The organism is Thermodesulfobacterium thermophilum DSM 1276 (genome assembly GCF_000421605.1).
GTDB lineage: Bacteria > Desulfobacterota > Thermodesulfobacteria > Thermodesulfobacteriales > Thermodesulfobacteriaceae > Thermodesulfobacterium > Thermodesulfobacterium thermophilum.
This window is the reverse complement of sequence record NZ_ATXI01000007.1, coordinates 28,475-54,533: the sequence shown is the minus strand read 5'-3', so window position 1 is coordinate 54,533 and position 26,059 is coordinate 28,475. Positions and strand designations below refer to the sequence as shown.

The 26,059-nt window shown below is 37.5% G+C and carries 31 protein-coding genes and 1 tRNA gene; 7 read left to right on the top strand and 25 right to left on the bottom strand.

The features are described 5' to 3' along the window. Nucleotide 1 precedes the first annotated feature (1 nt). The 4 genes from H529_RS0104370 to H529_RS0104355 are packed head-to-tail and all read right to left on the bottom strand — an operon-like array spanning nucleotide 2 to nucleotide 2,458. Entirely contained in the window at nucleotides 2-565 is a 564-nt protein-coding gene (locus H529_RS0104370) for a hydrolase (protein WP_022855327.1), read from the bottom strand. A 20-nt stretch (nucleotides 566-585) separates the two neighbouring features. Further along, the gene (gene ruvA / locus H529_RS10115; RefSeq protein ID WP_022855326.1) at nucleotides 586-1,209 is read right to left on the bottom strand and encodes a Holliday junction branch migration protein RuvA; all 624 of its coding nucleotides are present in this window, start codon (nucleotides 1,207-1,209) and stop codon (nucleotides 586-588) included. Between the two features lie 2 nt (nucleotides 1,210-1,211). Continuing rightward, nucleotides 1,212-1,712 carry a crossover junction endodeoxyribonuclease RuvC gene (locus tag H529_RS11190; protein ID WP_022855325.1) on the bottom strand — a complete coding sequence of 167 codons (501 nt, stop codon included), beginning with the start codon at nucleotides 1,710-1,712 and terminating at the stop codon, nucleotides 1,212-1,214. After that, entirely contained in the window at nucleotides 1,709-2,458 is a 750-nt protein-coding gene (locus tag H529_RS0104355; protein ID WP_022855324.1) for a YebC/PmpR family DNA-binding transcriptional regulator, read from the bottom strand. Before H529_RS0104355 ends, H529_RS11190 begins: the two co-directional genes overlap by 4 nt. 91 nt (nucleotides 2,459-2,549) lie before the next feature. On the opposite strand from H529_RS0104355, the gene H529_RS0104350 reads away from it, so the two are divergent. After that, a tRNA-Leu gene (locus H529_RS0104350) sits at nucleotides 2,550-2,634 on the top strand. Nucleotides 2,635-2,652: 18 nt separating this feature from the next. On the opposite strand, the gene H529_RS0104345 is transcribed toward H529_RS0104350, so the two are convergent. Continuing rightward, a complete protein-coding gene (locus H529_RS0104345) occupies nucleotides 2,653-2,871 on the bottom strand; it encodes a hypothetical protein (RefSeq protein WP_022855323.1) in 219 nt (72 codons plus the stop codon). A gap of 554 nt (nucleotides 2,872-3,425) precedes the next feature. Between H529_RS0104345 and H529_RS0104330 the strand changes: the two genes are divergently transcribed. The 4 genes from H529_RS0104330 to ribD are packed head-to-tail and all read left to right on the top strand — an operon-like array spanning nucleotide 3,426 to nucleotide 6,119. Then, a complete protein-coding gene (locus tag H529_RS0104330; protein WP_022855321.1) occupies nucleotides 3,426-3,905 on the top strand; it encodes a flavin reductase family protein in 480 nt (159 codons plus the stop codon). A 3-nt stretch (nucleotides 3,906-3,908) separates the two neighbouring features. Next, complete coding sequence (locus tag H529_RS0104325; protein WP_022855320.1) at nucleotides 3,909-4,517, top strand: tetratricopeptide repeat protein; 609 nt, start codon at nucleotides 3,909-3,911, stop codon at nucleotides 4,515-4,517. Between the two features lie 3 nt (nucleotides 4,518-4,520). Beyond that, entirely contained in the window at nucleotides 4,521-4,982 is a 462-nt protein-coding gene (locus tag H529_RS10105) for a DnaJ family domain-containing protein (protein WP_022855319.1), read from the top strand. Nucleotides 4,983-4,985: 3 nt separating this feature from the next. Next, nucleotides 4,986-6,119: a bifunctional diaminohydroxyphosphoribosylaminopyrimidine deaminase/5-amino-6-(5-phosphoribosylamino)uracil reductase RibD gene (ribD, locus tag H529_RS0104315; protein ID WP_022855318.1), complete on the top strand. Its 1,134-nt coding sequence runs from the start codon at nucleotides 4,986-4,988 to the stop codon at nucleotides 6,117-6,119. On the opposite strand, the gene coaE is transcribed toward ribD, so the two are convergent. From coaE to H529_RS10100, 3 genes are read right to left on the bottom strand one after another with little or no spacing between them, the layout of a single operon-like run. Next, complete coding sequence (coaE, locus tag H529_RS0104310) at nucleotides 6,097-6,657, bottom strand: dephospho-CoA kinase (protein WP_028843047.1); 561 nt, start codon at nucleotides 6,655-6,657, stop codon at nucleotides 6,097-6,099. The genes ribD and coaE overlap by 23 nt on opposite strands. Further along, complete coding sequence (locus H529_RS0104305) at nucleotides 6,654-7,571, bottom strand: RluA family pseudouridine synthase (RefSeq protein ID WP_211209640.1); 918 nt, start codon at nucleotides 7,569-7,571, stop codon at nucleotides 6,654-6,656. Before H529_RS0104305 ends, coaE begins: the two co-directional genes overlap by 4 nt. A 12-nt stretch (nucleotides 7,572-7,583) precedes the next feature. Continuing rightward, nucleotides 7,584-8,630, bottom strand: a complete 1,047-nt coding sequence (locus H529_RS10100; protein ID WP_022855316.1) for a histone deacetylase family protein — start codon at nucleotides 8,628-8,630, stop codon at nucleotides 7,584-7,586. Between the two features lie 346 nt (nucleotides 8,631-8,976). Between H529_RS10100 and H529_RS0104290 the strand changes: the two genes are divergently transcribed. Beyond that, entirely contained in the window at nucleotides 8,977-9,204 is a 228-nt protein-coding gene (locus tag H529_RS0104290; RefSeq protein WP_022855314.1) for a winged helix-turn-helix transcriptional regulator, read from the top strand. 3 nt (nucleotides 9,205-9,207) lie between these two features. Here the strand turns inward: H529_RS0104290 and H529_RS0104285 are convergent, their stop codons facing one another. The 10 genes from H529_RS0104285 to H529_RS0104235 all read right to left on the bottom strand — a co-directional run bounded on the left by H529_RS0104285 (nucleotide 9,208) and on the right by H529_RS0104235 (nucleotide 15,813). Further along, on the bottom strand, nucleotides 9,208-10,128 hold the full coding sequence (locus tag H529_RS0104285) for a bifunctional riboflavin kinase/FAD synthetase (RefSeq protein WP_022855313.1): 921 nt from the start codon (nucleotides 10,126-10,128) through the stop codon (nucleotides 9,208-9,210). After that, nucleotides 10,109-11,242: a glutamine-hydrolyzing carbamoyl-phosphate synthase small subunit gene (gene carA, locus H529_RS0104280; RefSeq protein ID WP_022855312.1), complete on the bottom strand. Its 1,134-nt coding sequence runs from the start codon at nucleotides 11,240-11,242 to the stop codon at nucleotides 10,109-10,111. Before carA ends, H529_RS0104285 begins: the two co-directional genes overlap by 20 nt. Nucleotides 11,243-11,258: 16 nt before the next feature. Beyond that, a protein-coding gene (gene prfB, locus H529_RS10095; RefSeq protein ID WP_169342980.1) for a peptide chain release factor 2 occupies nucleotides 11,259-12,402 on the bottom strand; the annotation gives its coding sequence in 2 pieces (ribosomal slippage) (nucleotides 11,259-12,308 and nucleotides 12,310-12,402; 1,143 coding nt in all). A 32-nt stretch (nucleotides 12,403-12,434) separates the two neighbouring features. Continuing rightward, a complete protein-coding gene (locus tag H529_RS10090; protein ID WP_155984463.1) occupies nucleotides 12,435-13,112 on the bottom strand; it encodes a DVU0298 family protein in 678 nt (225 codons plus the stop codon). A gap of 60 nt (nucleotides 13,113-13,172) precedes the next feature. After that, entirely contained in the window at nucleotides 13,173-14,363 is a 1,191-nt protein-coding gene (locus tag H529_RS0104260) for an FprA family A-type flavoprotein (RefSeq protein WP_022855309.1), read from the bottom strand. A gap of 34 nt (nucleotides 14,364-14,397) precedes the next feature. Further along, nucleotides 14,398-14,745, bottom strand: a complete 348-nt coding sequence (locus H529_RS0104255; protein ID WP_022855308.1) for a hypothetical protein — start codon at nucleotides 14,743-14,745, stop codon at nucleotides 14,398-14,400. A 62-nt stretch (nucleotides 14,746-14,807) separates the two neighbouring features. Beyond that, nucleotides 14,808-14,969, bottom strand: a complete 162-nt coding sequence (gene rd, locus H529_RS11450) for a rubredoxin (protein WP_022855307.1) — start codon at nucleotides 14,967-14,969, stop codon at nucleotides 14,808-14,810. A gap of 41 nt (nucleotides 14,970-15,010) precedes the next feature. Next, the gene (locus tag H529_RS0104245) at nucleotides 15,011-15,205 is read right to left on the bottom strand and encodes a rubredoxin (RefSeq protein WP_022855306.1); all 195 of its coding nucleotides are present in this window, start codon (nucleotides 15,203-15,205) and stop codon (nucleotides 15,011-15,013) included. Between the two features lie 27 nt (nucleotides 15,206-15,232). Continuing rightward, nucleotides 15,233-15,409: a rubredoxin gene (locus H529_RS11445; protein ID WP_022855305.1), complete on the bottom strand. Its 177-nt coding sequence runs from the start codon at nucleotides 15,407-15,409 to the stop codon at nucleotides 15,233-15,235. A gap of 23 nt (nucleotides 15,410-15,432) precedes the next feature. After that, on the bottom strand, nucleotides 15,433-15,813 hold the full coding sequence (locus H529_RS0104235) for a desulfoferrodoxin (protein ID WP_022855304.1): 381 nt from the start codon (nucleotides 15,811-15,813) through the stop codon (nucleotides 15,433-15,435). Between the two features lie 225 nt (nucleotides 15,814-16,038). Between H529_RS0104235 and H529_RS0104230 the strand changes: the two genes are divergently transcribed. Beyond that, the gene (locus H529_RS0104230) at nucleotides 16,039-16,482 is read left to right on the top strand and encodes a transposase (RefSeq protein WP_022855303.1); all 444 of its coding nucleotides are present in this window, start codon (nucleotides 16,039-16,041) and stop codon (nucleotides 16,480-16,482) included. A 160-nt stretch (nucleotides 16,483-16,642) separates the two neighbouring features. On the opposite strand, the gene H529_RS0104220 is transcribed toward H529_RS0104230, so the two are convergent. From H529_RS0104220 to H529_RS0104195, 7 genes are read right to left on the bottom strand one after another with little or no spacing between them, the layout of a single operon-like run. Beyond that, entirely contained in the window at nucleotides 16,643-18,514 is a 1,872-nt protein-coding gene (locus H529_RS0104220) for a VWA domain-containing protein (protein ID WP_162138230.1), read from the bottom strand. Next, nucleotides 18,459-19,469, bottom strand: a complete 1,011-nt coding sequence (locus H529_RS0104215) for a magnesium chelatase ATPase subunit I (RefSeq protein WP_022855300.1) — start codon at nucleotides 19,467-19,469, stop codon at nucleotides 18,459-18,461. The genes H529_RS0104220 and H529_RS0104215 overlap by 56 nt, the downstream gene beginning before the upstream one ends. Beyond that, nucleotides 19,466-20,935: a cobaltochelatase subunit CobN gene (locus tag H529_RS12085; RefSeq protein ID WP_200870706.1), complete on the bottom strand. Its 1,470-nt coding sequence runs from the start codon at nucleotides 20,933-20,935 to the stop codon at nucleotides 19,466-19,468. Before H529_RS12085 ends, H529_RS0104215 begins: the two co-directional genes overlap by 4 nt. Further along, nucleotides 20,935-23,340, bottom strand: a complete 2,406-nt coding sequence (locus tag H529_RS12080) for a cobaltochelatase subunit CobN (RefSeq protein WP_200870705.1) — start codon at nucleotides 23,338-23,340, stop codon at nucleotides 20,935-20,937. The genes H529_RS12085 and H529_RS12080 overlap by 1 nt, the downstream gene beginning before the upstream one ends. A 10-nt stretch (nucleotides 23,341-23,350) precedes the next feature. Continuing rightward, nucleotides 23,351-24,121 (bottom strand): ABC transporter ATP-binding protein, encoded by a 771-nt coding sequence (locus H529_RS0104205; RefSeq protein WP_022855299.1) that lies wholly within the window; start codon nucleotides 24,119-24,121, stop codon nucleotides 23,351-23,353. Then, nucleotides 24,121-25,122: a FecCD family ABC transporter permease gene (locus tag H529_RS0104200; protein ID WP_028843044.1), complete on the bottom strand. Its 1,002-nt coding sequence runs from the start codon at nucleotides 25,120-25,122 to the stop codon at nucleotides 24,121-24,123. Before H529_RS0104200 ends, H529_RS0104205 begins: the two co-directional genes overlap by 1 nt. Next, nucleotides 25,109-26,053, bottom strand: a complete 945-nt coding sequence (locus H529_RS0104195) for an ABC transporter substrate-binding protein (protein ID WP_200870704.1) — start codon at nucleotides 26,051-26,053, stop codon at nucleotides 25,109-25,111. The genes H529_RS0104200 and H529_RS0104195 overlap by 14 nt, the downstream gene beginning before the upstream one ends. Nucleotides 26,054-26,059 lie beyond the last annotated feature (6 nt).

Sequence of the window (26,059 nt, the reverse complement as noted above, 5' to 3'; positions counted from 1 at the left end):
TTTATTTAAAATAAACCGATAATTTTTTAAACTCTTCGGTTCCTGCTTTTTGTAAAAGTTGAAAAGTGATGGTTTCGGTATCAACAGGCAAAGCCCCTGCAAGTATGCTAAGCTGAAGGCCTGTCTTCCAGTTTTCCTCTTTACGGCTACATACAGCATCCTTAGGTAAAAACACAAAATATCCTTTCGAAAGAAGGCTTAAGGCAGTTTGATAGATACAAATGTGGGTTTCCATCCCTGTCAGAATTACTTTATTACGTCCATAAGATTTCAAACTCTCTAAAAATTTCTCTTCGGCACAACAATCAAAGGTTATCTTCTCAATAGGATGATATTCCGGAAGAATCTGTTTTAAATCTTCTATGGTTTGTCCTAACCCTTTAGGATATTGTTCGGTAAGGATAACAGGTATTCCTAAGACTTTAGCTACCTCAACCAAGATGGTTATGTTTTTTATTATCTTAGAAACTATCTTTTCTTCCATCGCTCTCACCAACTTTTCCTGTACATCTACCACAATCAGAATTGCCTCTTCGGGCTTGATAAAATACCTTTCCCAGTCCATCTTAATACCCCCTGTAGTTTTTAGTCAAACCTTTCTTCTTTAACACTTGGTGCAAGTTCCTTTAAAGCCCTTTTTATCAGTTCGTCTAAGGTAACCCCTTCTTCAAAAACGTTATACAAAACAGAGTCTATCTCTTTAGAACTAAATCCTAAGGATAAAAGACAGCTTTTAGCCTCTTCAAGGATCATTTCTTTTTCTGGAGGTAAGGTTATCCCTTTGAGGCTGGGTTTTAAAAATAGGTTCTTTAGTTCTAAAAACAGTTTTTCTGCCCTTTTTGGGCCAATACCTGGCACTTTTGCAAGTTCCTTCCAACGTGCTTCAAGGATTACTTGTCTTAGCTCTTCAGGAGAAAAGACAGAAAGTATGTTTAAGGCAAGTTTAGGACCAACCTTAGAAAGGGTGTTCAGTTTTATAAAAAGCTCTCTGGTTTCTTTGTCTAAAAACCCATAAAGCTCTAAAAATTCGTTTTTTCTTATAAAACTAACCAAATACATGGTTATCGGTTTATCAATAAACTTAGTTTTAAGCGGCTCTACCAAGTTTAAAGGCACAAAAACCTCTATGGAAAAAACCTGTAAAATTTCTATGATTGCCTTATTAGGAGGATTTACGGTTTTTAGAACTCCTGAGACTGCAAAAAACAAAATTAACCTCCCAATTCAAAACCAAGTAAAAGAGCCACTGCTAAGGCATCCACCTTATGAGAGTCTAACGAATCTTCCTCAAAATCTTCCACAAAAGATAAAACCCCGTGTTTTCTCAACCACTGAATTTGAGAAACCATATCCTGTTTTTCAGCATTTCCATTCTGGGTCAGAAACTTTTTTATTTCCTTAGGATTAAAAACTTTAAACCTAAGGTTATAAAGCCCACAGAGAAGCAAAACCAAGGCCTGAGCCTGCGAAAGCTTTAGGGTCGCATTTCCAACCCCTCGGGTATAAACCTCTTCTAACGCCAAATAATCTGGGGAAATTTTATTTATGATTTCTTTAAGGTTCTCAAAGATAAAAACCAGCTTTTGAGGAAGGGTTAAATGTTGAGGGGGACTGATGGTCCCCCAGGTTAACACCCTAAATCCTTGCTGAAATTTTTCCACATAGGCATAACCTAAATGATTGAGCCCAGGGTCTATCCCCAAAATTTTCATCTATTAAGTTTTTCCATGATATTTTCAGGGATATCAAAGTTAGCATATACCTGCTGAACATCGTCGTTATCATCCAGTGCTTCGATAAGTTTTAAGAGGGTGTTTGCGGTTTGTTCATCTGAGATAGGAACAAAAGTTTTTGGTACCAAAGTAAGCTTGGCAGAAAGGATTTCAATCCCAGCCTCTTCTAAGGCTTTCTTAACCTCTTCAAACTGAGAAGGCTCGGTGATGATTTCGACCTCACTTTCATACTCTTTGGTATCCTCTGCCCCTTTTTCTATAGCTATCTCTAAAACCTTCTCTTCATCCTTTTTAGGTACAACGATCAATCCTTTGTGTTCAAAGATCCAAGAAACTGCCCCTGGCTCTGCCAAATTACCCCCATGTTTACTAAAAATGTGTCTTACCTCAGAAACAGTCCTTCTCCTATTATCGGTGATAGCATGGACCAAGATGGCAACCCCGCCAGGACCATACCCTTCAAACACCGCCTCTTCATAATTAGTCCCTTCTTCTTGCCCTAAGGCTTTTTTTATGGCCCTTTCGATGTTTTCTTTGGGCATGTTAGCTGCTCTTGCCGCCTGGATAGCTGCCCTCAACCTTGGATTTAACTCAGGATCTCCGCTTCCCCCTGCCCTTACAGCAATAACGATTTCTCTTATCAGTTTAGTAAATATTTGACCTCTTTTAGCATCTTGAACAGCTTTTTTTCTCTTTATCTGTGCCCAATGGGAATGTCCAGCCATAATACCACCCCTTAAAAAAATTTTTTAATAAGTATAATAGGTCTTGCCAAAAATTCAAACTCTATTAAAATAAGTTTTGATAAATTTTTCCGCCGGGGTGGCGGAATTGGCAGACGCGGTGGACTCAAAATCCACTGGGGTTCACCCCCGTGCGGGTTCGACTCCCGCCCCCGGCATTTTCTCCTATACATAAACTATCTTTTTCCACATAAATAAACCTCTGTATAGAGCCCACAGACTGCGATATCAAGAGATTGAAATCTAAAGACCTCTACATCAAATCCTGTTCTCTTTTGAATAAGGTATGGTAAGTCATACCCGTATTTCCAGGTAACTAAGGATCCATTTTTGGGATCCTGAGGATTACCATGATATTCGGGATCACCTATTACCTTTATGGTTCCATCTGGCATTTTAAAAGCCACCTGTTTGCTCTCTAATAAACCTGGTTGGGTAGGTTAAGCAACTGCCCTCCCTCGAGTGACACAACGATTAAGAGGACAGTCAGGTGAAAACAAAACATCTCTACAAGAATAATAATCATTTTAGGTCTTCTCTAAACCGATCGACTACCCCCTCAGTTACAGGTTCTTCCGTCAATCAAAACTATCGCCTCAACCCTTTCCTCTGGCCTTTCTTCGTTAAAAACCCAACCGACTACTTTTAAAATCTATAATACCATCCAGATTCCCGTATACTTTTTTCTTAACATTCTTACCCATAAAACCTTCCCTGTGAGAGTTTATATTTAATTCCATCTTTTAGGGCATAGTCTCTTACCTTAAGAATAAAATAATCTCTAAGAAAAGCCAATATTTAAGCTACATAAATCTCCTTTAACACTTAAAAATTTATACCACTCTGTTCTCATGTCTTTTATATCCTAAAATAGAGGCTGCATTTCCCTTTTTCTAAAATTATAGTAAAATTAATAATATAAGCTTTAAGTTTATCAAGGAGGGAAACGATGGGGCTTCAAAAAATAATAACTCAATATCTTCCGCAAGGCGTTTTTATCGTTACCTCTAAAGCTAACGATAAGATAAACGGGATGACAGCAGCCTGGGTGTCTCAAGTATCTTTCAGACCAAGACTCATAGCCGTCTCGATTGCTCCTCAAAGGTATACCTATGAACTTATCAAAGAATCTGGATTTTTTTGCATCAACGTCTTAGGTAAAGGGCAACAGGACCTTGCTAAACACTTTGGGTTTAAAAGCGGAAAAACCTATAATAAGTTCGAAAACATACCTTATACCTTTTCGTTAAACGGGATGCCTGTGTTAAAAGACGCCATAGCCTACTTTGAGTGTGAGATCTACGGAGAATGTAAAGCAGGAGACCACATCATAGTAATCGGAGAAGTTGGAGATTATCAGATTTTAAAAGAAGGGCAAGAGCCTCTTATTTTTAACTGGGATGATTATTTTGGTGGACTTGAGGGATAGACCATGAACTTAGGAGACAAACTTTTATACTATACAGAACGATTGCAACATTTTTTTGACCGCTATCTAAGGCTTATCTTAGCCTGTGTGGTAATTCTTATAGGTATAGGAATTTTATGGGGTGGGGTTAAATACTATTTTGCTAAAAAAGAAAAGGAAGCTACTTTTGAACTTTTAAAAGCTGTAAGCAGCCCTAACTTGATAGCCTCATTAGAAGAGGTAACCAAAAAACATAAAAACACCTCAGCTGGATTAATATCTGCTATAATCCTCTCAGACTATTATTACCAACAAAAGAATTTTAACAAAACCCAGGAACTTTTACCTGTTTTAGAGAAAAAATATCCTGAAAAAATAAAAGGACTTGTTTGGTACTATCAAGCTAAGATATCAGAATCTCAAGGCAACTGGAACCAGGCCTTTGAACTTTACCAAAAAATCAACCAGAAATATCCTGACCTTCAAAATTTAATACTATTAGACTTAGGCCGCGCAGCAGAAAAAATCGGTAAAACTCAGATAGCAAAAGAGTCCTATCAAAAAGTTCTAAATCAAACCCAAGATGAGATTTTAAAAGGCATTGCCGAAACCAAAATAAAAAACCTAAACTAAACCATGAGCCTTCTTATTTTTAAAAAGTTGGCCGAAGAAAAAATAAGAGAAGCCATGGAAAACGGAGAGTTTGACCATCTTGAGCTTAAAGGGAAACCCCTTAAACTTGAAGAAAATCCTTTTGTTCCTGAAGACCTAAAGATAGTCTATAAAATACTTCAAAACGCAGGCTTTCTCCCTAAGGAAGTAGAGCTTCGAAAAGAGATCGCTAAATTAGAAGAACTTTTAGAAGAAGACTTGCAAGATGCTTATTCAAAGGTTAAAAAACTTTCAACCCTTCTTTTTCATCTAAACCAGATAAGAAAAGGCCCTATAAACATTCCTGACGAATATTTTTGCAAAGTAGCTGAAAAAATCAAGCTGGCTAAAGAAAGTAGCAAAGAACCTGCAGAAAAGAAAGAGATCGACTGGATGAAACTTCAAACTTTTCTATACATTTCTTCTTTAAAGCCAAGAAAAAAATAAACGATGGAAAAATTGTCTGACGAATTTTTCATGAAACTTGCTATCAAAGAGGCAGAAAAAGGGTTAGGCTACACTTCTCCTAATCCGGTGGTAGGGGCAGTTCTGGTAGATCCTGTTACTCAAGCAGTAATCTCCAAAGGTTATCATAAGCACTACGGAGGACCTCATGCAGAAGTAGTAGCCATAGAAAAAGCAAAGGGGAGAACCCAAGGGGCTATCCTTTATGTTACCTTAGAGCCTTGCAACCATCATGGGAAAACCCCTCCGTGCACTGAAAAAATTTTAGCAAGTGGTATCCAAAAGGTGGTCTGTGGAATAAGGGACCCAAACCCTGTAGCTAAAGGAGGCCTTGAGTTTCTTGCTTCAAAAGGAATAGAAGTCAACGCCGGGGTATTAGAAAGGGAAGTAAAAGTTTTAACCCGTTTTTTTCTTAGCAGAATCCTAAGAAAAAGACCCTGGGTTTTACTAAAAGTTGCGGCAAGCTTAGACGGTAAGATTGCTACTTCTACCGGTGATTCAAAATGGATAACCGGGAAAAAAGCAAGAGCATACGCCCATAAGCTAAGAGGAATGTTTGATGCCATCCTGGTTGGAAAAAACACGGTAGTTAAAGACAACCCCCTTCTTACCTGCAGGTTAAAAAAAGGAAAAAACCCTATAAGGATTATTCTTGATACCAATCTAAGTCTTGGCTTGGATTATAAGGTCTTTCAAACCTTAGATGAAGCTCAAACGATTATAGTATGCCAGGAAAAAGTGCCCGAAGAAAAAGAAAAAGCCTTTCAAAACGCAGGGGTTCTCGTTTGGAAACTTCCGTTAAAAAACAGCAAAGTAGACCTGAACTTTTTGATGGAAAAATGTTTAGAACATGGTATCAACTCTATAATGGTTGAAGGAGGCGCCAAAGTTCATGGTAGTTTTTTAGAAGAAGGTTTGGTAGATGAGGTCTGTTACATGATCGGTCCTATGATTATTGGAGATAAAAAAGGAATTTCTGCGATAGAGAGAGATCCAATACCAACTCTTAAAGAGGCTGTACGCCTTCATGAGCTAAATGTTAAAAAATTAGGAGACTCTTATATGTTTCATGGGTACACAGAGCAAGGGATTAGTCTTATCGAAACTCCTTTAAAATAGTCTTAATTTCTTCTTTAAGAACCTCTAAAGGTTTTTCTGAAGAAAAAACTCTATGAGCCCTTTTAGCTTTTTCTTCTAAGGGAAGTTGTAAGCTTGCCAGTTTTAACACCAACTCAGGACAGGTTGACCTTGTCTTAATCCTTTCTTGCTGGGTTTTTGAGGAACAAACAACCACCCAAACCTCATCAAACATCTCCTCCCATCCACATTCAAACAAAAGCGGGACCTCAACAAAAACCACCTTTTCTCCTTTTTGCCTACAGGTTTCAAAAAAGCTTTTTAATTCAGCCCTGACCGCTGGATGCAAAACCTCCTCTAAAGACTTTTTTGCCTTTTCATCTGATATGATTTTTTCTAAAATCTTTTTTTTATCCAAAGTCCCAAACAACTGGTAAATTTTTTCTCTAATCTCAGGTTGCTCATAGAGTTTTTTTACTACTTCATCACAAGAAAAGACAGGACAGCTTAATTCCCGTAAAAGGTTCAATAAGGAAGTCTTACCTGTAGCAACTCCTCCAGTAATGGCTATTTTCTTCATTTTTTAACCAGGTTTAAATAGACTTGAAAATCCTCAGGAATAGGGGCCTCAAATTCCATCTCTATGTTCGAGATAGGATGGAAAATTTTTAACCGAAAGGCATGAAGCATCAACCTTGGTGGTTTAGGAACATCAGGTTTTAACCCTCCATAGATAGGGTCTCCCAGGATTGGGTGCCCTAAAAAAGAAAAATGAACCCTTAGTTGATGAGTTCTTCCGGTAACAGGTTTGGCAACAACCAGGGACGCTTTGTTAAGATACTCTTTTATTTCATATAAAGTAATAGCCAGCCTTCCTTCTTTCAGAACTGCCATCTTTTTTCTGTGGGTAGGATGGCGTCCGATAAAGGTTTCTATTTTACCTTGCTGGGGTTTAAGATGTTTGTAGAGAATAGCTAAATAGTTTTTCTCTATCAATCTTTGTTTAAAAGCCTCTACCAGCAACTTATGAGACATGTCATTTTTGGCAACCAGCATAAGACCTGAGGTATCCTTGTCTAAACGGTGTACTATCCCAGGACGTATTTTCCCTCCGATGGCTGAGAGATTTTTAAGTCTTTTTAATAAGCCATGGACCAAAGTATCGTCCAAATGCCCTGGGGCAGGATGAACGACAATCCCGGCAGGTTTGTTGATAATAGCTATATGTTCATCCTCGTAAATTATGTCAAAAGGAACATCCTTAGGATTAAGCTCTAAAGGTTTAGGCTCAGGGATTTTAACCTGAATAAAGTCTTGTATTTTGATTTTATAACTTGGTTTTGCCGGGCTACCGTTTACTAAAACCAAAGACGTTTCGATCAGCTCTTGGACTCTGCTACGGCTTAGGTCCGAAATTCTTTCTTTTAAAAAAACATCTAACCTTTTTCCTCTATCATGTTCTTCTACCTTAAGTTCTAACACCTTTTCTTCCATAGCCACTTAACCTTAAATCTCCCAAAGTCCTTTAAAAGAAAACAAATCCTTGATTTTTCTAAAAAGCTCTAAGGCATAAGTGGAAGGGGAAACCTCATAAGAAGAATATTTTGTTTCTTCTTCTACCAGTTTTTTGATTATGGTAACCATCCCTTCTGAAAGATTGTTAAGGTCATACCCTCCTTCTAAAGAAAACAAAATTTTACCATCACAAAAATTATAGGCTATCTCTTTAAAGATCTCGGTAATCCTGAAGATTCCTTTAACAGTGACCTCGAGATCTCCTAAAGGGTCACCTACCATACAATCAAAACCTGCAGAGATAAGTATTAACTGAGGTTTATATTGAAACGCTATAGGTTTAAGAAGGTTTTGATAAAAGAAAATAAAGTCGTCGTCTCCACATCCATGCTTCAAGGGAACATTTATCGTATAGCCTCTTCCATAACCTGTTCCTATTTCATCATAGTTTCCAGTTCCTGGATAATAAGGATATTGATGGGTAGAGAAAAATAAAACTTCATCAGTATGATAAAAAGACTTTTGGGTCCCATTTCCATGATGAAGGTCAAAGTCTACTATTAAAATCCTTTTAATTCCGTAATAATTTCTTGCATAATAAGCTGCAAGAGCTATGTTGTTAAAAAGGCAAAAACCCATGGCCCGATCTCTTTCTGCATGATGTCCAGGTGGTCTAACTAAGGCCAACACGTAATTTAATCCCTCTTCAAAAAGAAGCCTTAATCCTGTTTTTTGAGCACCGACTGCATAACAAGCAGCCTCAAAAGAATGTTCATTTACCGCTGTATCTCCATCTATCTGAAAAAAAACCTTTTCTGAAGAGGTCTTTATTAAATTATACAAACCTTCTGTATGGTTCCAAAGTATTTCTTCCTTAGTGGCTCTATCAGGAGGAAAAATCTCTATCATGTGGTTTACATCTCTCTCCTTTAGTCTCTTCACTATAAATCTAAGCCTTTCAGGACTTTCAGGATGAAAATTATCAGCCCTATGTTTTAAAAAAATTTCATCAAAAATAACAGCTACCTTCTTTAACATCGTAACTCTCTACATTTTTAATTTTACTCAATTTAGTATAAAACTAATTATCTTTAAAGCAACACTCCCTATAAATTTGTGCCCTTTTTTTCATAAAAGTGCTTAAGAGGAGAGCAGCAGGCATTTTTACACCTTCTATGGATTCATTTCTTGAGTTTTCATCAAGTACTTTTTTCAGTTTTAGTTTTATGTTTTTTATTTCTAAAATATTAGCTACACTAAATATTAATATATACAATTTCTATCATAACTTTCCCTTTTAAAAAGTATCTATTTTCTGGTTGTTTTCTTTACGATTTATAGTATAATTGTATAATATAACAAAATCCTACCAGGGAGATGTAAGATGAAAAAAAGAAGCAGATTTGTTACCATAGATGATGTAAAATTTGTGTATGAAAATTATGCCAAGATGAGTGCATCTGAAATAGCGGAAAAATTAGGGATTAGTAAATTTCAAGTAAACAAAATAGTAAATGAACTGAGAAAAAGAGGTATTAATATTCCTAAAAAAATCGGTAAAAAGATGAATGTTTATGATCAGTTTGTAGAAATGTTAAAAGAAGAAAAATAAAGATTAATCGTTTAAGATTGTTTCTATCAATTCACAATCTTTACTAATTTGGGTCTTAAGTTCTTCTATAGAGCCAAATTTCCTTTCTGGTCTGATTTTTTTGACAAATTCTATCTTAAGTTGTTTTCCGTACAATTCCTGGTTAAATCCTAACAGGTGGACTTCTACAGAGAGTTCTTTTTGTTCAAAGGTAGGTTTAAAGCCGATGTTCATAGCTCCTTTAAACCTTTGATTTTGGTAGTAAACCCACACCGCGTAAACCCCTGAGGGAGGCAAAAGTTTGTTTTTAGGGGTTTCTATGTTAGCCGTAGGAAATCCAAGTTTTTTCCCTATCCCTTGACCTTTTATCACCTTTCCTATCAGAAAGTAGCGATGTCCAAGGAAAAGGTTGGCCTTTTCTATATCTCCTTTTTCGATGGTTTGTCTTATCAAAGTACTTGAAACAGTTGTATGGTCAACGGTAACAGGATTTACCATCTTTACCACAAAACCAAACCTTTCTCCTAATCTTTTTAAAAATTCTGGGTCACCCTCTCTTTTTCTGCCAAATCTAAAGTTAAAACCTATGACTATCCCTTTAGCCTTAAAGTTATCTACTAAGTATTCTTCTACAAAAAGATCTGGGGTAAGTTGAGCTACGCTAACTGAAAAAGGTATTATAGCGATATTTTCTATGTTTAGACGAAAAAAAAGGTCAAGTTTTTCTTCAAAGGTGGTTAAAAGTTTAAAGTTGGCCTCAGGGAACAAAACAGTTCGAGGATGGGGGTCAAAAGAAACTAACAAAGGGGTTACCCCTAATTCTTTACTAAGGGCAAAAGTTTCTCTAAAAAGGTTTTTGTGTCCTAAATGAATACCATCAAAACTTCCTATGGTAACAGCGGTTTCGAAAGGCAAAGGGAAATCCTTAGGGGTATATATTTTCAACCTTCCCCTCCACCAACTTTAAAAAGCTGTCAAAAAGATAGACTGAATCATGGGGCCCCGGGGCGTTTTCAGGATGGTATTGGACTGACATTGCCCTAAGGTCTGGCACAAAAATTCCTTCAAGGGTATCATCGTTAAGATTTACATGTGTAACCACCGTATCCTTAGGAAGCTCTTCTTTTTTAACGCAAAAACCGTGGTTTTGAGAGGTAATTTCTACCTTTTTGTTTATAAGGTTTAAAACAGGATGGTTTATGCCTCTATGTCCAAACTTTAGTTTATAAGTAGTAGCTCCTAAGGCTTGTCCTAAAATCTGATGACCTAAACATATACCGAAAAGGGGTTTTTTACCTAAGAGTTGTTTTACCGTTTTTACGATATGCTGTAAAGGTGCAGGGTCTCCTGGACCGTTAGAAAGGAAAATTCCGTCAGGGTTATGGGCAAGGATCTCTTCAGCTGAGGTATAGCACGGAAACACCAAACACTCGGCATCTCTTTCTACAAACAACCTTAATTGATTAAACTTTAAACCACAGTCTAACACCGCTATTTTGTACTTAGCTTCCCCCTTAAAAGTGGTTATCCTTTCCTTCCCCTGTTTTCCGTAATAATAAGGCTCTTTACAAGTAACATATTGGACTAAATCCCTACCTACATAATCAGGACTTTCTTTTATCTTTTCTAAAAATTTTTTAGGATCCAAAGTCTCGGTGGTTATTCCTCCCTTCATAGAACCGTAAAGTCTAAGGTGCCTGGTTAAAGCCCTGGTATCTATTCCCTCTACCGCCAAAATGTTATTTTCAGTCAACCACTCTCCTAAGGACTTTTCAGCCCTCCAGTTGCTGTAAAAAGGTTGATATTCTCTTACGATAAAACCTGCTACTTGAATACTTTCGCTTTCCATATCCTCAAAATTGATGCCATAGTTTCCGATAAGAGGGTAAGACATGGTTACTATCTGACCATAATAAGAGGGATCGGTGAGTATTTCTTGATAACCAGTCATCCCAGTGTTAAACACTATCTCACCATAGGTTTCCCCGGTTATGGTAAAAGACCTTCCCCAAAAGTAGGTTCCGTCTTCTAACATTACCAAGGCCTTGTGTTTATCCATAAGGCACCTCTTATTTTTAATTTTTATGGTTAAGCCTTTGTTTTGCATCCCAAAGTAAATATTCTCGGATAAAGTCGTCTATCTCTCCGTCTAAAACATCTTCTACCTTAAAAACCTCTAACTGGGTACGATGGTCTTTAATCACCCTGTAGGGATGTAAGATATAACTTCTTATTTGATTGCCCCAACCTATCTCTTTTTTCTCTCCGATCAGGCTTTCTTTTTTCTGTTCAAGTTTCTGCTTTTCTAATTGATATAACCTTGATTTTAATATCTTCAAAGCTATGGCCTTGTTAAGATGTTGGCTTCTCTCATTTTGGCAAGTAACAACTATCCCTGTAGGGATGTGAGTAATTCTAACCGCACTTTCTGTTTTGTTTACATGCTGACCTCCATGACCTCCTGCCCTCATGGTTTCGATCCTCAAGTCTTCGGGCCTTATTTCCACTTCTATGTTTTCCTCTATTTCAGGAATCACCGTTACCGAAGCAAAAGAGGTATGTCTCCTTGCGTTGGCGTCAAAAGGCGAAATCCTTACCAACCTATGAACACCTTTTTCTCCTTTAAGATATCCGTAAGCCCAAGGACCCTCTACTAAAACTACCGCGTTTTTTATACCTGCCTCTTCTCCAGGAAGGCTGTCTACCAATTTTACCGAAAATCCTTTTTTTTCAGCCCACTTAACATACATCTTTAGCAACATATAAGCCCAGTCCTGCGCGTCTGTCCCTCCTGTACCAGCATGGATGCTTAAAATAGCAGAAGAATAGTCATACTCATCGGAAAGAAGGAGCTTGCTTTCTTCTTTTTTTAGTTTTTTTTCAAACTGTTCTATCTCTTCAAAAAGGATTTCTAAGTAATCTGGACTTTTTTCCTCTTTGTAGAGTTCATACCACTCAGAAAGATTTCGAAAATCTTTTTCTAAATCTTCAAAAAGGTTTAATCTTTCTATCAGGCTTGCACGCTCTTTAAGAAGATTCTTAATAGAAGGTGATTCCCAATCGATGTCGTTATTTTGAAAAATTTCTTCTATCTGAGAAAGGCGTATTTTGATGGAATCAGGGTCAAAGGCACCCCCTTAAATCTTGAAGTTGTTCAGAAAAGTAGTTTAGCATTTTTTCTAAGTCTATGTTTTTATAAACTTGAGCTGCTGTTTTCATAGCGAGATAAATATAAAACAATTTTTAAAAAATTAAACCCTAAAAACCAAATTTTCTGAATCTTTATAACGGATATCTTGACCATCAAACATAAGAAACTGGAATCCCTCTTTCTTAAAACCTTCTAACCGTTGTTTTATTGGAGTTGGGTCTAAGTTAAGGAGAGATAAATCAGGAGAAATCTGAGAAAGAGACCATAAACTTAAAAAGCTTACCACCTTATCTGTAGATAAGATGTGATCATATAAATAAACATGTGCCTTTCTTTCTATAAGGTCTTCGGTCTTAGCTTGAGCTAATCTCCCTATCCCCCAGATTACCCCTCTCTGAGCCGGAGGGAACTCCAAGTAATTATCTGCCTTATATTTTCTTTCATCCTTTGGGTCCCAGATGTAGGAAACATAAATCGAAAGATATTCTTTTCTCAAAACCTCTGAATAAAACATCGCCTCAGCAAATCCTTCAGGAACCCCCCAAGCCATACTTCCTGACTCTTCGTTTAACATCCACATAAGTCTTCTGATTACCACCCTTGCCTTCTCTATCTCCTGATCTGCTATTTTCTTTACAACCACTCCAAAACAAGCTATAGCCTTCCATCGTACCATTTCATCTTTATGCAAAAAAGCTCCTATTAGAAAACTTACCACCTTAGAAGGGGGAAATGTTTTTATAGTTTCTATTGCCTTAAAAAGAGGATCCTCTTCCAAAGCCCTGAGGACCCTCTTTTTAAGTGAACTCCGATAAAAACTATTCAAAATTAACCTCTTCTATACCTCTTTTATCTTTTGGGCTAACATTCTTCCTAAATCTTCACAACTTTTAAGTACTTCTTGAGTAGGAGCGTATCTACATTTTATCCCTTCATGAATAACCTCAGCCTGAATCTCTTTTAAATACTCGTTTAGCTGAGCAACTGCCTCCCCACTCCATCCATAGGAACCGAAAGCAAACCCTAACTTTTTCCTCGGCCTAAGTCCTTTCATATAGGTCAAAAAAGAAGCCATAGTAGGAAGCAGGTTGTTGTTCAGGGTGGAAGAACCTAAAACTACACCTTTAGCAAGCATAACCTCAGTCATAACCTCTGTTATGTCAGAAACAGAAAGTTTAAACACCCTTGCCTCTATCCCCTCTTTTAAAATACCATCAGCGATAGCATAAGCCATCTTCTCGGTACTCTTCCACATGGTATCATAAACTATCACCACCCGATTATCTGCCTTATAAGAACTCCATTTATCATAAAGTTCTATAATCTCATTTATTTTGCTTCTCCAAACCACCCCATGGTCAGGACAAATGGTTTCTATTTCAAGACCTAAGTCTTTTATGGTTTTTAGCAGCTTTTGGACCTGAGGAGAAAAAGGTAAAACTATGTTAGCGTAATATTTGGCAGCCTCCTGTATTAAAACACAGTAGTCCACCTCGTCATCAAACCTTACACTGGTTGCATAATGCTGGCCAAAGGCATCCTGAGAAATAAGAAGTTTTTCTTCAGGAATATAACTAACCATACTATCAGGCCAGTGTATCATCGGGGTTTCTATAAACCGGATGGTCCTTTTACCGATCTTTACTTCATATCCTGTTTTTACCTCTTCAAAGGGAAAATCAGTGTTATGTAGATAGGCAGAAAGCCCTATTTTTCCGTTTTTGGTAATAAAAATCTTTTCAGGTTTTATTTTTTGAGCAATATAGCTGAAACCTCCTGCATGATCAGGTTCAATATGGTTTACCACTAAATAATCAATCTTTTCAGGGTTGATTATCTTAGAAATGCGCTCAAGCATCTCATCTTCAAACCCGTGTTTTACGGTATCAAACAGCGTAACCTTTTCATCGATCACAAGGTAACTATTGTAGGTAGTACCCTTAATGGTTGTGTAACCGTGAAAATTTCTTACATGCCAGTCTACTGCTCCTACCCAATAAATCCCTTCTTTAATCTTAACTGGCTCCATAAACTCCTCCTGGAATCATTTAATATGTTTAGAGTTAGAGTGTAATGATAGTATAACCTTTTTTTATAAAGTTTGCCATACCAGCATGCCCATACATATCTTCCAAAATCTCAAGTCCTTTTTCTTTAGCTACCTCTAAAGTTCCCATCTTTTGTGCACAAGCCTTGCAAACACCTGCTATAAGACCTTTTTCTAAACTTTTCTGAAAAAGATTGTATAGCATACTTTTTTCCGAAAATAGTTCAGGGATTAATTTAGTAGAAGCTCCCTCTAAAACTACCTTCACTTCAAGACCTTTTTCTGCCGCATCCAAAGCATTTAACAAAACATGGATAAAACACATAGGCTCTTCTTTAAAGGCAAAAAAGGCTATTTTATCCATAACATCACCTCTAAATTTTTAAAGGTAAAGAAGGGAGGATTTTCCTCCCTTCTTTTGATCAATTAATCTTCTGGTACGAAATCGCTTTTAGCTGCTCCACAAATCGGACAGGTCCAATCTTCAGGAAGACTCTCAAAAGGAGTGCCTGCAGGAATACCGTTGTCAGGATCCCCGTTGGCCGGATCATAAACATAACCACAAACACTACACTTGTACTTTTTCATAGGTAACCTCCTGGTTTAATTTTTATGGTTTAAGTAACAACTTAGAAACCGCCTTCCTCTTCCTTAAACGTGGTTTTGTTAGCTCCACAATGAGGGCAAGTCCAGCTTTCAGGTAGGTTCTCAAAACAAGTTCCTGGAGGAGAAACAAACCTCGAAGGATCCCCTTTCTCCGGGTCATAAAGGTAACCACAACATTTACACCTATATTTTTTTCCTCTTTTGTGGTTCTTTTCCATAAAACTTACTCCTGTTTATTTTACTAATTAATCTGGCAAAGGTAAAAACATATTTTTAGGGGCTCCACATCTTGGGCACTTCCAGTTATCTGGAAGTTTCTCAAAAGGTGTACCTGGGGGAATATTTCCTTTTGTATCTCCTTGCTCGGGGTCATAAATATAACCACATCTGCTACATTTATACTTTTTAGGTTTTTCAGCCATAACTTCACCTCTATCTTTAAAATTTATGCGCTTTGCCAATATCCATGAAGGTTGCACCACTCCTTAGTCACTACCTTTGCTGCTTTTACCTCAAAAACCGCCTCAGGAGCCTCCCCAGGCTTCAAAAACTTAATGTAAACCTTATCTTCATCAGCATGCAACTCAATCCACTCTATGTAATGCTCCTCTGTCATAGGATGAGGCACGCTTCCTACCTTTACCTTATAGACATCCCCTTCTTTTTCTATCACAGGAACATGTTTCTCAACGGCTGCATCCACTGTATTAGGATTTTGTAACTCCATCGGTTTCCCACAACATACTAACTGTCCCTTTCCTTCATGTATCACCAACACAATGTTTCCACAGACCTGACATTTATAAAGCCCAAGTTTTACCGCCATAACCCCTCCTTTTTATAAAAGTTTTTAAATTAAAATAATTCATCTTTAAACAAAAGTCAATCCCTAAGATAAATTTTTTGTAAGTTCAAAGTTTAAATGTCACAAAATTATATTAATCTTCCCGGTAGTGTTTCATTAGTTGTGTCTAAATTTTTGTAGTAAAGAGCTTCCCTTACCGGTAAAAATGATAAAGTTAAAATCAAAATTAAGAAGGAGGGGAAGCCTATGAAAGACTTAAAAGAGATTTTAAACCGAAAAACCTTCCCTATTAACTCTCCTGCAAGCATTAGTAGACTTATAGAGGTAGCGACTCAAAAGATAGATAAATGGAGGAATCGAGAGGTTGAAGAGGAGGTGTTAAGGAGAGGAGGTGTTAGTAAGGAGCCGGTATATGTAGTTGTGTTTGTTGGGCTTACGTGTGAGGGTAGGAGGGAGATATTGGGTTTTTGGGTTTTTGGGTTTTTGGGTTTTTGGGTTTTTGGTTCTGAGGGGGAGAGCGCGATTAATTGGAGAGAGGTATTGGTAGAGCTTAAAGGTAGGGGGCTAAAGAGGGTAGAGGTAGTAATAGGAGACGGATTGAGGGGGCTAAAGGAGGCAGAAAAATTGCCCCACAATCGGGAGGAAGTGAGGCAAAGGTTGATGAAGTTTAAGGAGAGATGGTTCAAATGAAAAAGATATTGATAAGGGCTAAGGTGGAAAGGTATTTTCGGAGGTGGATTCAGTTTACAAGGTGTTATATTTGGTATTGTTGGATGATATCTAATTTTAGGAGGGAGGCTTCTTACCCCAAATTGATAGACACAATTAAATAAACACTATGAAATAATCTTTAATCAATCTTATAAAAATTTACAATTTCTACAAGATTTTCAGATGTAAGAGTATCTATTTTAAAATATTTACCAGAAAGCCACTCTGCAATTTTTAGTGCCATATCTATTTTTATAAATTTATTTTTCTTTTCTGTATCAACGACTACAAAATCGACTTTAGGTATATTTTTCAGTGTAGAACAGATTTTCCTGACTTCTTCAAATAAAGTGATAGAGGATTTTTCAGCGATAGGAACGTTAGCTTTGCCATCTGTGACGAGAATCATCAAAAAACGGGCTTCTGGTTCTTTTAAAGATGTTCTTTTTATCAACTTATATGCTTCCATAAGCCCTGCTGAAAGTGGTGTTTTACCTCCTGTGGGAATTTGTTTTAGTCTTTTTAAAGCAAGGTCATGAGAAGAGGTTGGGGGGAGAACTACCTCTGCACGGTCTTTTCTGAAAACAATCATCGCAACTTTATCTCTTTTCTGATAGCAATCCATAAGAAGAGACAGTATTGCTCCTTTTGTTTGTATCATCCTTTGCTCAACACCCATAGAACCAGAAGCATCCACAACAAATATAACAATATGGCTCATCTTTCTCTCTTTTTCTTTATATCTTAGATCCTGATCTTTTATGATAAGCTTATCTTTTCTACCTCTTACTTTTTGAAATGGAGCTGCTGCTCTAAGTGTTGCAGAAATGGCAATATCCTCTCTTTTTTGCATAAGACTTCTAACAAATCTTCCTCCTCTACCTTTTATTTTTGTTTTTGTTCTTCTTCCATATGCTTCTCGCAAAATTCTATCCTTTTTCAATAAAATTCTTTTTACTTTAAAGCTGTCACCAACTGGAAAAACTTCCTCTTTTTCACTTGATGGCCTTTCCTGAGGACTTCCTTGCTCGGAAAATTGAGTTGATGAAGTATGTTTTGGTTTATTTTCTTTGTTTCCTCTTTCCTCTGTATTTTCCTTTCTTTTCTGCTCTTGTTCTTTCTCTTCTGTTTGAGGATTCTCAACCTGCCTTTTTCTGTGAATAAAAACAAGAGGAGCAACCCTATCAACATGTTCTTTTCGGATTTCTTTTTCTTCCTTATAAGCTGCATAGGCCTTTGAGGCATACATTAAAAATATATCAGCCCTATGTCCTGAAACAGCTTCTTTTAGCGTTAATTCGGCTATGTATTCTTTTATTTCATCTGAAAGTCTGAGTTGTTTGATAAATTCCTTTGACTTTAAAATTCTTTCTATTAACTGAAAATCCTTATTTTGATCTGCACAGTCGAGATTAAGTTTTACGATCTCTATCCTTTTATTTTTATCTTTAATTTCATCCATAATCACGCACATACCAAATCTATCAAGAAAATGAGCTGAAAAATCTCCTTCCTCTGGGTTCATCGTTGCAAGAATCTGAAATTTAGCTGGCTCTTTTAGTGTAATTCCTTCTCTTTCAATGATATTTTCCCCTCTTGATTGGACTTCAAAAATCAGGGAGAGTATATCATTAGGGAAAAGGTTTATATCTTCAATCATAAGAAATCCCCCGTGTGCCTTTGAAACAAGTCCTTTTTGATAAATTCTTCTACCTTGCTTAACTGTCTCTTCAATATCAATTCCGCCTAAAACTGCCTCTTCAGTAGAATTCATGGGAAGTTCAACAAAAGGAATATTAAGAGCCTGAACAATATTTTTGAAAGCTTTTAAGAGGGTGGACTTGCCTGTTCCTCTCTTACCAACTAATAGAAGTCCACCACAGTCTGGCAGTATTGCATTTAAAATCAGAGCAAGTTTTGCCTGTTCTTGGTCTACAAAATCTGAAAAAGTCATTCTATATTCGTGTAATAACTTCGTTAAGCTTTTCCAGTTCTGTTGAGATTTCTTCAAAAGGTAGTCTTTTAAGCCTGTGTTTTAAAGCTAAAGGCGCAATTTTTTTAATATCATCTGGAATAATCTCTTTTCTTTCATTATACGCTGCATGAGCACGGGCAGCTTTTAACATCACTATGTCTGCTCTATGACCATCAAGATTTAATTGAGAAGTAATCTCAACAACTTTAGAGAGAGCGTCTTCAGTAATTTTTACGTTTTTAAGATTCTCTTTTGCCTTTATGATCCTTGCGGCAAGGCTTTGTTGATGAGGTTCCCATTTTTTTAAAAAACCTTCAGGATCATCATCAAATTCGGCTTTTCTTTTAAGTACTTCAACTCTTAAACTCTTTTCTTTTAATGAATTAACAAAAACACACAGTCCAAATCTGTCGAGAAGTTGTGGACGGAGTTCTCCTTCTTCAGGGTTCATGGTTCCAACAAGAATAAATCTTGCAGGATGAACAAAGGAGATCCCCTCCCTTTCGACCGTGTTTACTCCCATCGCTGCAGAATCCAAGAGTAAATCCACAATGTGATCTTCTAAAAGATTCACTTCATCAATATAAAGAAAGTTTCTGTTGGCCTCTGCAAGAATACCTGGCTCAAAGCGTTTTTCGCCTTTTTTTATTGCATGCTCAATATCAAGGCTCCCAACAACCCTGTCTTCGGTTACTCCAAGTGGAAGCTCAACCACTCTCATCTTCTTTTTTTCAAACTCTAATGTTTCGTTATTTTTAATTTTTTCTAAACAATCACTGCAAAAAGGCCCTTCCGGGGAACAGTTGAATCTACAACCCTTAACCACTTCTATCTCAGGAAGTAAATCAGCCAAAGCACGAACAGTTGTTGATTTAGCAGTTCCTTTTTCACCCATAATAAGTACTCCACCGATGCTTGGGTCGATCACATTAAGAATTAATGCAAGCTTCATCTCTTCCTGATCGACAATAGCAGTAAATGGAAATATCATTTTATTACCTCTCTCATTTTATTTTTCCAGAACTCTACCTCTTCTGCTGTTATAACATCAATTGAACCTCCTTGAAAATCCCCTTTAATATCTCCCATTTTTTCTTCTATCCAGCCTTCAATTTCAAGATAAAATACCTTCAAGACCTCTTTTACATCCTCGGAAGGATTCCACAATCCGCGCTCCATCGCCTCAATAAGTCTTCTGGCAATCTCTTCCATCGCCCATGGATTATGTTCCTCAAAAAATTTTCTATTTTCCTCGTTCATGATAAATGTTCTTGCTATGTCATCAAATATCCAGTCATCAACTTCTTTAGTTGTTGCTTCCCAACCATAGACTCTTCCTATTCTTTTTGAAATATCCCCAGCACCTTTATATCCGTGTCTCTTCATTCCCTCAATCCATTTTGGATTTAGAAGCTTTGTCCTTACCACACGTCTTATCTCATCAGAAAGTGTTCTTACCTCTACATGGTCAGGATTTCTTGTATCTCCATAGTAGGTTTTTACCTCCTTACCACTTAAATGCCTTGCTGCAGCTGTCATTCCTCCATAAGTTCCAAAATAACTGCAACATCCCAAAAGATCGTACTCGTCTGATACTACTTTATTGTAAGTAATATCAACGCTTTTTAAAATCTGGGCAAACTCTTTATGCTTGCTTTCACCCCAGATTCCCTTTCCGTAGGCATATCCATTCCAGTAAAGAAATACTTCCGCAAGGTCTTTTTCTTCTTTCCATGCCGAAGCATAAACAGCAAGCTGAGTCCCTGCTTGATAGGTACCAGGCATTGAGCAGAAAACTCTTAATGTTGCTGAACGAAAGTCAACTTCATTTTGAGCAATTAACTCTAAAGTATGCTTGCGAACAAAATTCATATCCAATGGCTCATCTAAAGAGGCAACTACTTGTATGGCCTCATCTATAAGTTCGATGCACATCGGGAAATTGTCTCTTGTAATACCTGAGACCCTGATGGTGACATCAATGCGGGGTCTACCAAGCTCATTTAAAGGAATTATTTCAAACCCTTTGACCCTTCCATTGGAAAGCCATATAGGCTTTACTCCTAAAAGATACATAATCTGACCCATACCCTCTCCATCTGCCCACATGATGTCTGAGCACTGCCAATAAATAGCAACATTTTCTGGATATCTCCCCTCTTCAGTAACATGCTTTTCAATAAGTTTTTCAGTAAGTCTTTTACCAATCTCAAAGGCAGTTTTTGTAGGAACTCTGTGGGGATCAAGGCTGTAAAAGTTTCTCCCTGTAGGTAAAACATCATCCCTTCCACGGGCTATCAATCCTGAAGGACCTGGAGGAATATACCCTCCAGAAAGTCCATGAAGTAAAGATTCTATCTCACGTGATTCCTCAATCTTTCTGTTAATTTCAAGAATTTTTTCCTTTATTGCCTTCCATTCTGGTCTTTGCCAGTCAATCTTCTTTAAAATTTCCATCAGTTAACCTCCTGAAACAAAACTTTTTTTATCACTTCTTTGCCTATCCTGTCTATCTCTTCTAAAATTGCACCGTAGGATTTGCCTTTTTCAGGATCAAAACCCTGAGGATTCGAAACAAGATCTGAAAGCTCGTATCCAAGTAATTTTGCGATCTCTTTTCTCAGTGAAACTTCACTTCCTGCATCGTATCTTAGAATTGAATAAATAAAATCAATCCTTCTTTCTGCCTCTGGAACCCTGCCAAAAACATGCATACCATCCTGGATCTGGGTATTTCTAATAAGCGAAAGCTTTGCATGCGCTTCTTCCACAATTTTCTCAAAGGGTATCTGATGCAGCTCATCATGGCTTAACTCTGAAAGTGAAATCTTCTTGCCCTGCCATAAAACTTTTATCTCTCTGTCAAGCTTTGATTTGGTAATCGCATGTATTATCAAGTGTTCAAGAACATGAAGCCTTGCAGGTTCTTTTTTCTTTGCCTCTTCATACTCACCAAGGAGTCTGTCAAGCTCTAAAAGTTCATCGTAAAGTCCTCCTTCCGTAAGGACAGTCTGCATGTGATCAACAAGAACTGCCAGAGAGCGTCTCTTGGCGATGGTACCCTCAGGTGGATTGTCGGCATTGTAAATATAAAGGTGAGGCATTGTATCAATACCAATGTCAGGAAAACAGGCTTGAGAAAGGGCAACCCCTTTACCTGGCAAAAATTCAAGATTTCCATGAGTGCCTACATGAACTACTGCATGAGCTTTAAACTCACGGGAAAGCCACTTATACGTTGCCACATACTGATGAGGTGGTGGTGTATCGGGATCGTGAAGTATTCTACAGACCTGTCCATCGCATCTTGCTCCTGCACATCCTCTTTTTGGTTGAACCATAACCAAAACATTTCCAAATCTAAGCCCTGTGATTACGATTTTTCCATCGTAAACCATTGCAGGAGGTATTTCATTTTTGTGTTCCCCTGGAGGCTCTCCCCATGCCTCAATCATTTTTAAACGGGTCTTGGGAGGAAGTTCATTGAACCATTCAAGATATTTTTCCTTATCAACTAAAGCAATAACACCACCTTTTTCAACGATTTCTTCAACAGTTGTCCATCTGAACTCTGAAATTGCCTTTTTACTCATTATCTCATCTATCAAGGCTTTTCCGTTCTCAGGTGGATCAACATTGTAGCCAGATTCTTTCATCTTTTTCATAATCTCAACTACACTTTCAATGCTGTCAAGATAAGCAGCTGAGCCAACCGTTGCTTCAACAGAGGCACATGGGTTGTTGTGAAGTATAAAGGCAACCCTTCTTTCATGGGCAGGAGTTTTTTTAAGCTCAACCCATCGAGAAATCCTTTCTACAAGTTTTTTCACCCTTTCTCTTATTGGGACTTTTATCCTTTCATCTTCAGAGCCTTCTTTTTGCGCAGAAATAATAACTGGCTCAATGACTCCTTCAAACTCAGGAAGCGCAATAGACCAACCAATATCAAGATTTAAATCTTCCTTTTCCCATTCTTCAATTGTTTTATAATAAGAAGAGACGGGTGAAATAACCGGCACATTAAGCCTTTTCAGAATCTCAACTCCATCTGCGGCTACTTCAGTGTTATCTATTGTCTTTTCTCTGTTAGTTCCCAAGAAAAAGGAGATAAGCTTCACCATAATATCAATTCTTGGTGTACCATGCTCATCAAAGAACCAATCTAATATTACCTCTCCGCTACCCTTTGTTCCTAAAGCATTATCCTTTACAGAATAGGCAAACGCTGAGATTACATTAAATCCCTTTGCCTCAAGCTCTTCAATAAGCAAATCCTCAACCTCGGTATTACCGTTTATCCAGTAATGCCTCGAAAAAAGTATTCCAACTGTGGGATTTTTTCCGTATGTATGAGGTTTGTATCTTTGATACCAGCTGAGATATTCCTCAACATCAGTAAAAATGATTTCTGCCCTTGGGTGATATAGCCCTTCCCATGGAATTTCTTCGGGTTCATCATAAAGAATATTTAAACCGGTGAGCTCATTAGCAAGAAAGAGAAATAGATTTTTAATATTTTTTTCCCCATTTATCACGAGATATTTATATGCTTTATGCACAATCTTATGGTCTACATTGGAAAGCATCCAGTAAGAAGGATCATGCCCAAGGCATACTATTTTTGCTTTTAAACCCTCTTTCTTTATTGTTTTTTCTATCTCTTCCCAAACTGGTTCTGTTGAACGATAAAGAAATAAAATATCAGCATCTTTAATCTCTTTCAAGACTTCATCAAGCCTCTCAGGTTTTGAGTCAAGGACTCTTGCTGAGTAGACTTTTATCTTAAACTCTTTAATACTTTTTGATGCTCTTAAAACTGCATTGTAATAGCTCTGCCAAACGATGGAAACTATTTTGAGCATTTTAATCCTCCTACAAAACAGGACATATTATACTTCGTCCGTTAATCTGAGTTTTTCTTACCTCAACATCATAAACTCTTTTAATCAAATCCTCTGTAAGAACTTCTTCAGGACTTCCTTCTGCTACCTTGGTTCCTGAGTTAATTACAACCACCTTATCAGAAAAAATACCTGCCAGATTTGGATCGTGTAGGGTCATAACAACAGTCAATTTTCTCTGTCCTGCAATTTCCTTGATTTTTTTAAGCAGAGTTATCTGATTTCTAAAATCAAGATGTGAGGTCGGCTCATCAAGTAACATCACAGGAGCATTCTGGCAAAGAGCTCTTGCAATCAAGGTAAGCTGTCTCTCTCCACCACTTATTTTTGTGTAGGGCACATCTCTTAAATGTTCAATTCCAGCTATTTTTAAAGCCTCTTCAGCCATTTCATAATCTCTTTTACCAGGAGATGAAAAAACTCCAACATAGCTTGCTCTGCCCATCAAAACCACATCAAAAACTGAATAGGGAAAAGGAGGTTCATGCTCCTGAGGAACCACCGAAAAAATCCTTGCCCTTTTTCTGAAAGAAAGCTTATCTACAGAAACACCATCAACCATAACCTCGCCTTTATGAGGTTTCCACAGTCCGATTATGCATTTAAAAAGTGTGGTTTTCCCTGAACCATTTGGGCCAAGAATTGTGGTAATGCTACCATCCAGAGCATCAAAACTTACACCCTTTAAAACTTCCCTTCCGGTTGTTTTATGCTTGAAATAAATATTTTTTACGCTAAGCATCACTTACCCCAGGCTTCTTGACCCCCATGTTTCATAAGGTATAGGAAAAATGGTGCACCAGTAAGGGCTGTTACTATTCCTACAGGTATGTCAAAACTTGTAAGAGTTCTTGAAATAGTATCGGCAGCAATCATGAAGGCAGCACCTGCACAAAGAGAAAGTGGAACAAGGCTTCTATGGTCAGGCCCTGTAAGCATTCTTACCAGATGAGGCACGATAAGACCAACCCATCCTATGATCCCACAAAGAGATGTAGCCACAGCTACAGCAAAAGTTGAAAAGCCTATGAAAAGTAGTCTCTCCCTCTTTATGTTTACTCCCAGTGCCTTAGCCTCCTCTTCTCCCATACTCATTACATTAAGCCTCCATCGCATTAAAAAAATAGGCAAAACTCCAAAAAAAACTCCAGCTGCTCCAATTTTTACAGCTTTCCAGTCGGCAAGAGAGAAACTTCCCATAAGCCAGTAAACGATGCTCTGAAGTTTGTGAGGGTCAACAAGAAATTTGACTATTGAAACCATTGCTGTAAAAAAGGCTGAAACTATCACTCCAGAAAGAATAAGAGGGAGACGGGACACCTCCCCCTGCACCCTCGCAACTGTATAAGCAATGACTACGGCAAGCACGGCAAATAAAAAAGCCATAATCTGAACAGGAAGCACACTCAAAAATCCGATAGTCAGGGCACATCCAAAGGCAGCACCTGCTGAAATCCCGAGGATAAATGGATCAACCAGAGGATTTCTGAATATACCCTGAAGGGTTACTCCTGAAACTGAAAGTGAGGCACCTACACATCCGGCAAGGATCACTCTCGGAAGTCTTATGTCAATAATTATTGCCTTTTCAGGTATATCTCCGATTTCAAAGATATGAAATGTCTCATTCAAAAGAATCTTTAAAACCATGAATGGCGTAATCTCGTAGGCACCAAGAAAAAGAGCAATCCAAGAGACAAGTAAAGGAGAAAAAATTATCATTATCGCTTTAATACCCTTCATACCGCTTCACTTTATAGTAAGATATTCCAAACACTTTTTTGTAAAAATCATCAGCTATCTTTTCAAAGTTAATGTCCCTAAAATACTCAGGATAAATCTTCATAGCCATGTAAAGAGCAATTGGTGCTAGTCTTGGCGACCATGTTGACCACCTTGGAAGCTTGTAGACTTTACGGTTTTTTACTGCCTTTATGAACCTCCACTGGGAATTATGGTAGAGCCAGGATTCATCATATCCTGCAGAACCCCAGATGAATATTACATCCGGATTCCACTCAATTATTTTTTCTACTGAAACATCAACATTTCTTTGCATGATTGTGCCTGCAGGATTAATTGCTCCTGCAATTTTTATTAAATCATTAATAACTCCCAATACTCCTGAAACCCTTGTTGGAGTTCCTCCAAGATGGATTACCTTTTTTCTCTTATCTGAGGGTATTTTACTTACTCTGTCTTCAATAAGTTTGAATATTCTGTTCATTTCTTTTATTACTTCTTCTGTTTTCTTTTCTTTACCGAAAATCTTTCCGTGCATTCTCATATCCCGGTAAAGCTCTGTAAGACTTTCAGGATATATTCCAATTACTTTTATTCCCTTTTGTTCAAGAAATCTTATTGTATTAGGATTGTATGTCCATGTAATTACTACATCAGGATTAAGTTTCAACACAGCCTCCACATTTACATCACTTCCAGCACCAACTAAAGGTTTCTTAAGTGCAGGATTCTCATTTACAAATGCTTTATACAAACCGCAGTTTTCCTCTGCCCAGCGAGACACACCTACAACCTGATCCCATAAATTCAATGCAGGTATAAGCTCATATGAAATGACAACTACTGCTCTTTTAACAGGGACTTTAAGACTTACCTTTCTTCCAAGCTTGTCAGTTATAGTTATGGTAGAGGCATGAACTACCCCTACCATTAAAAA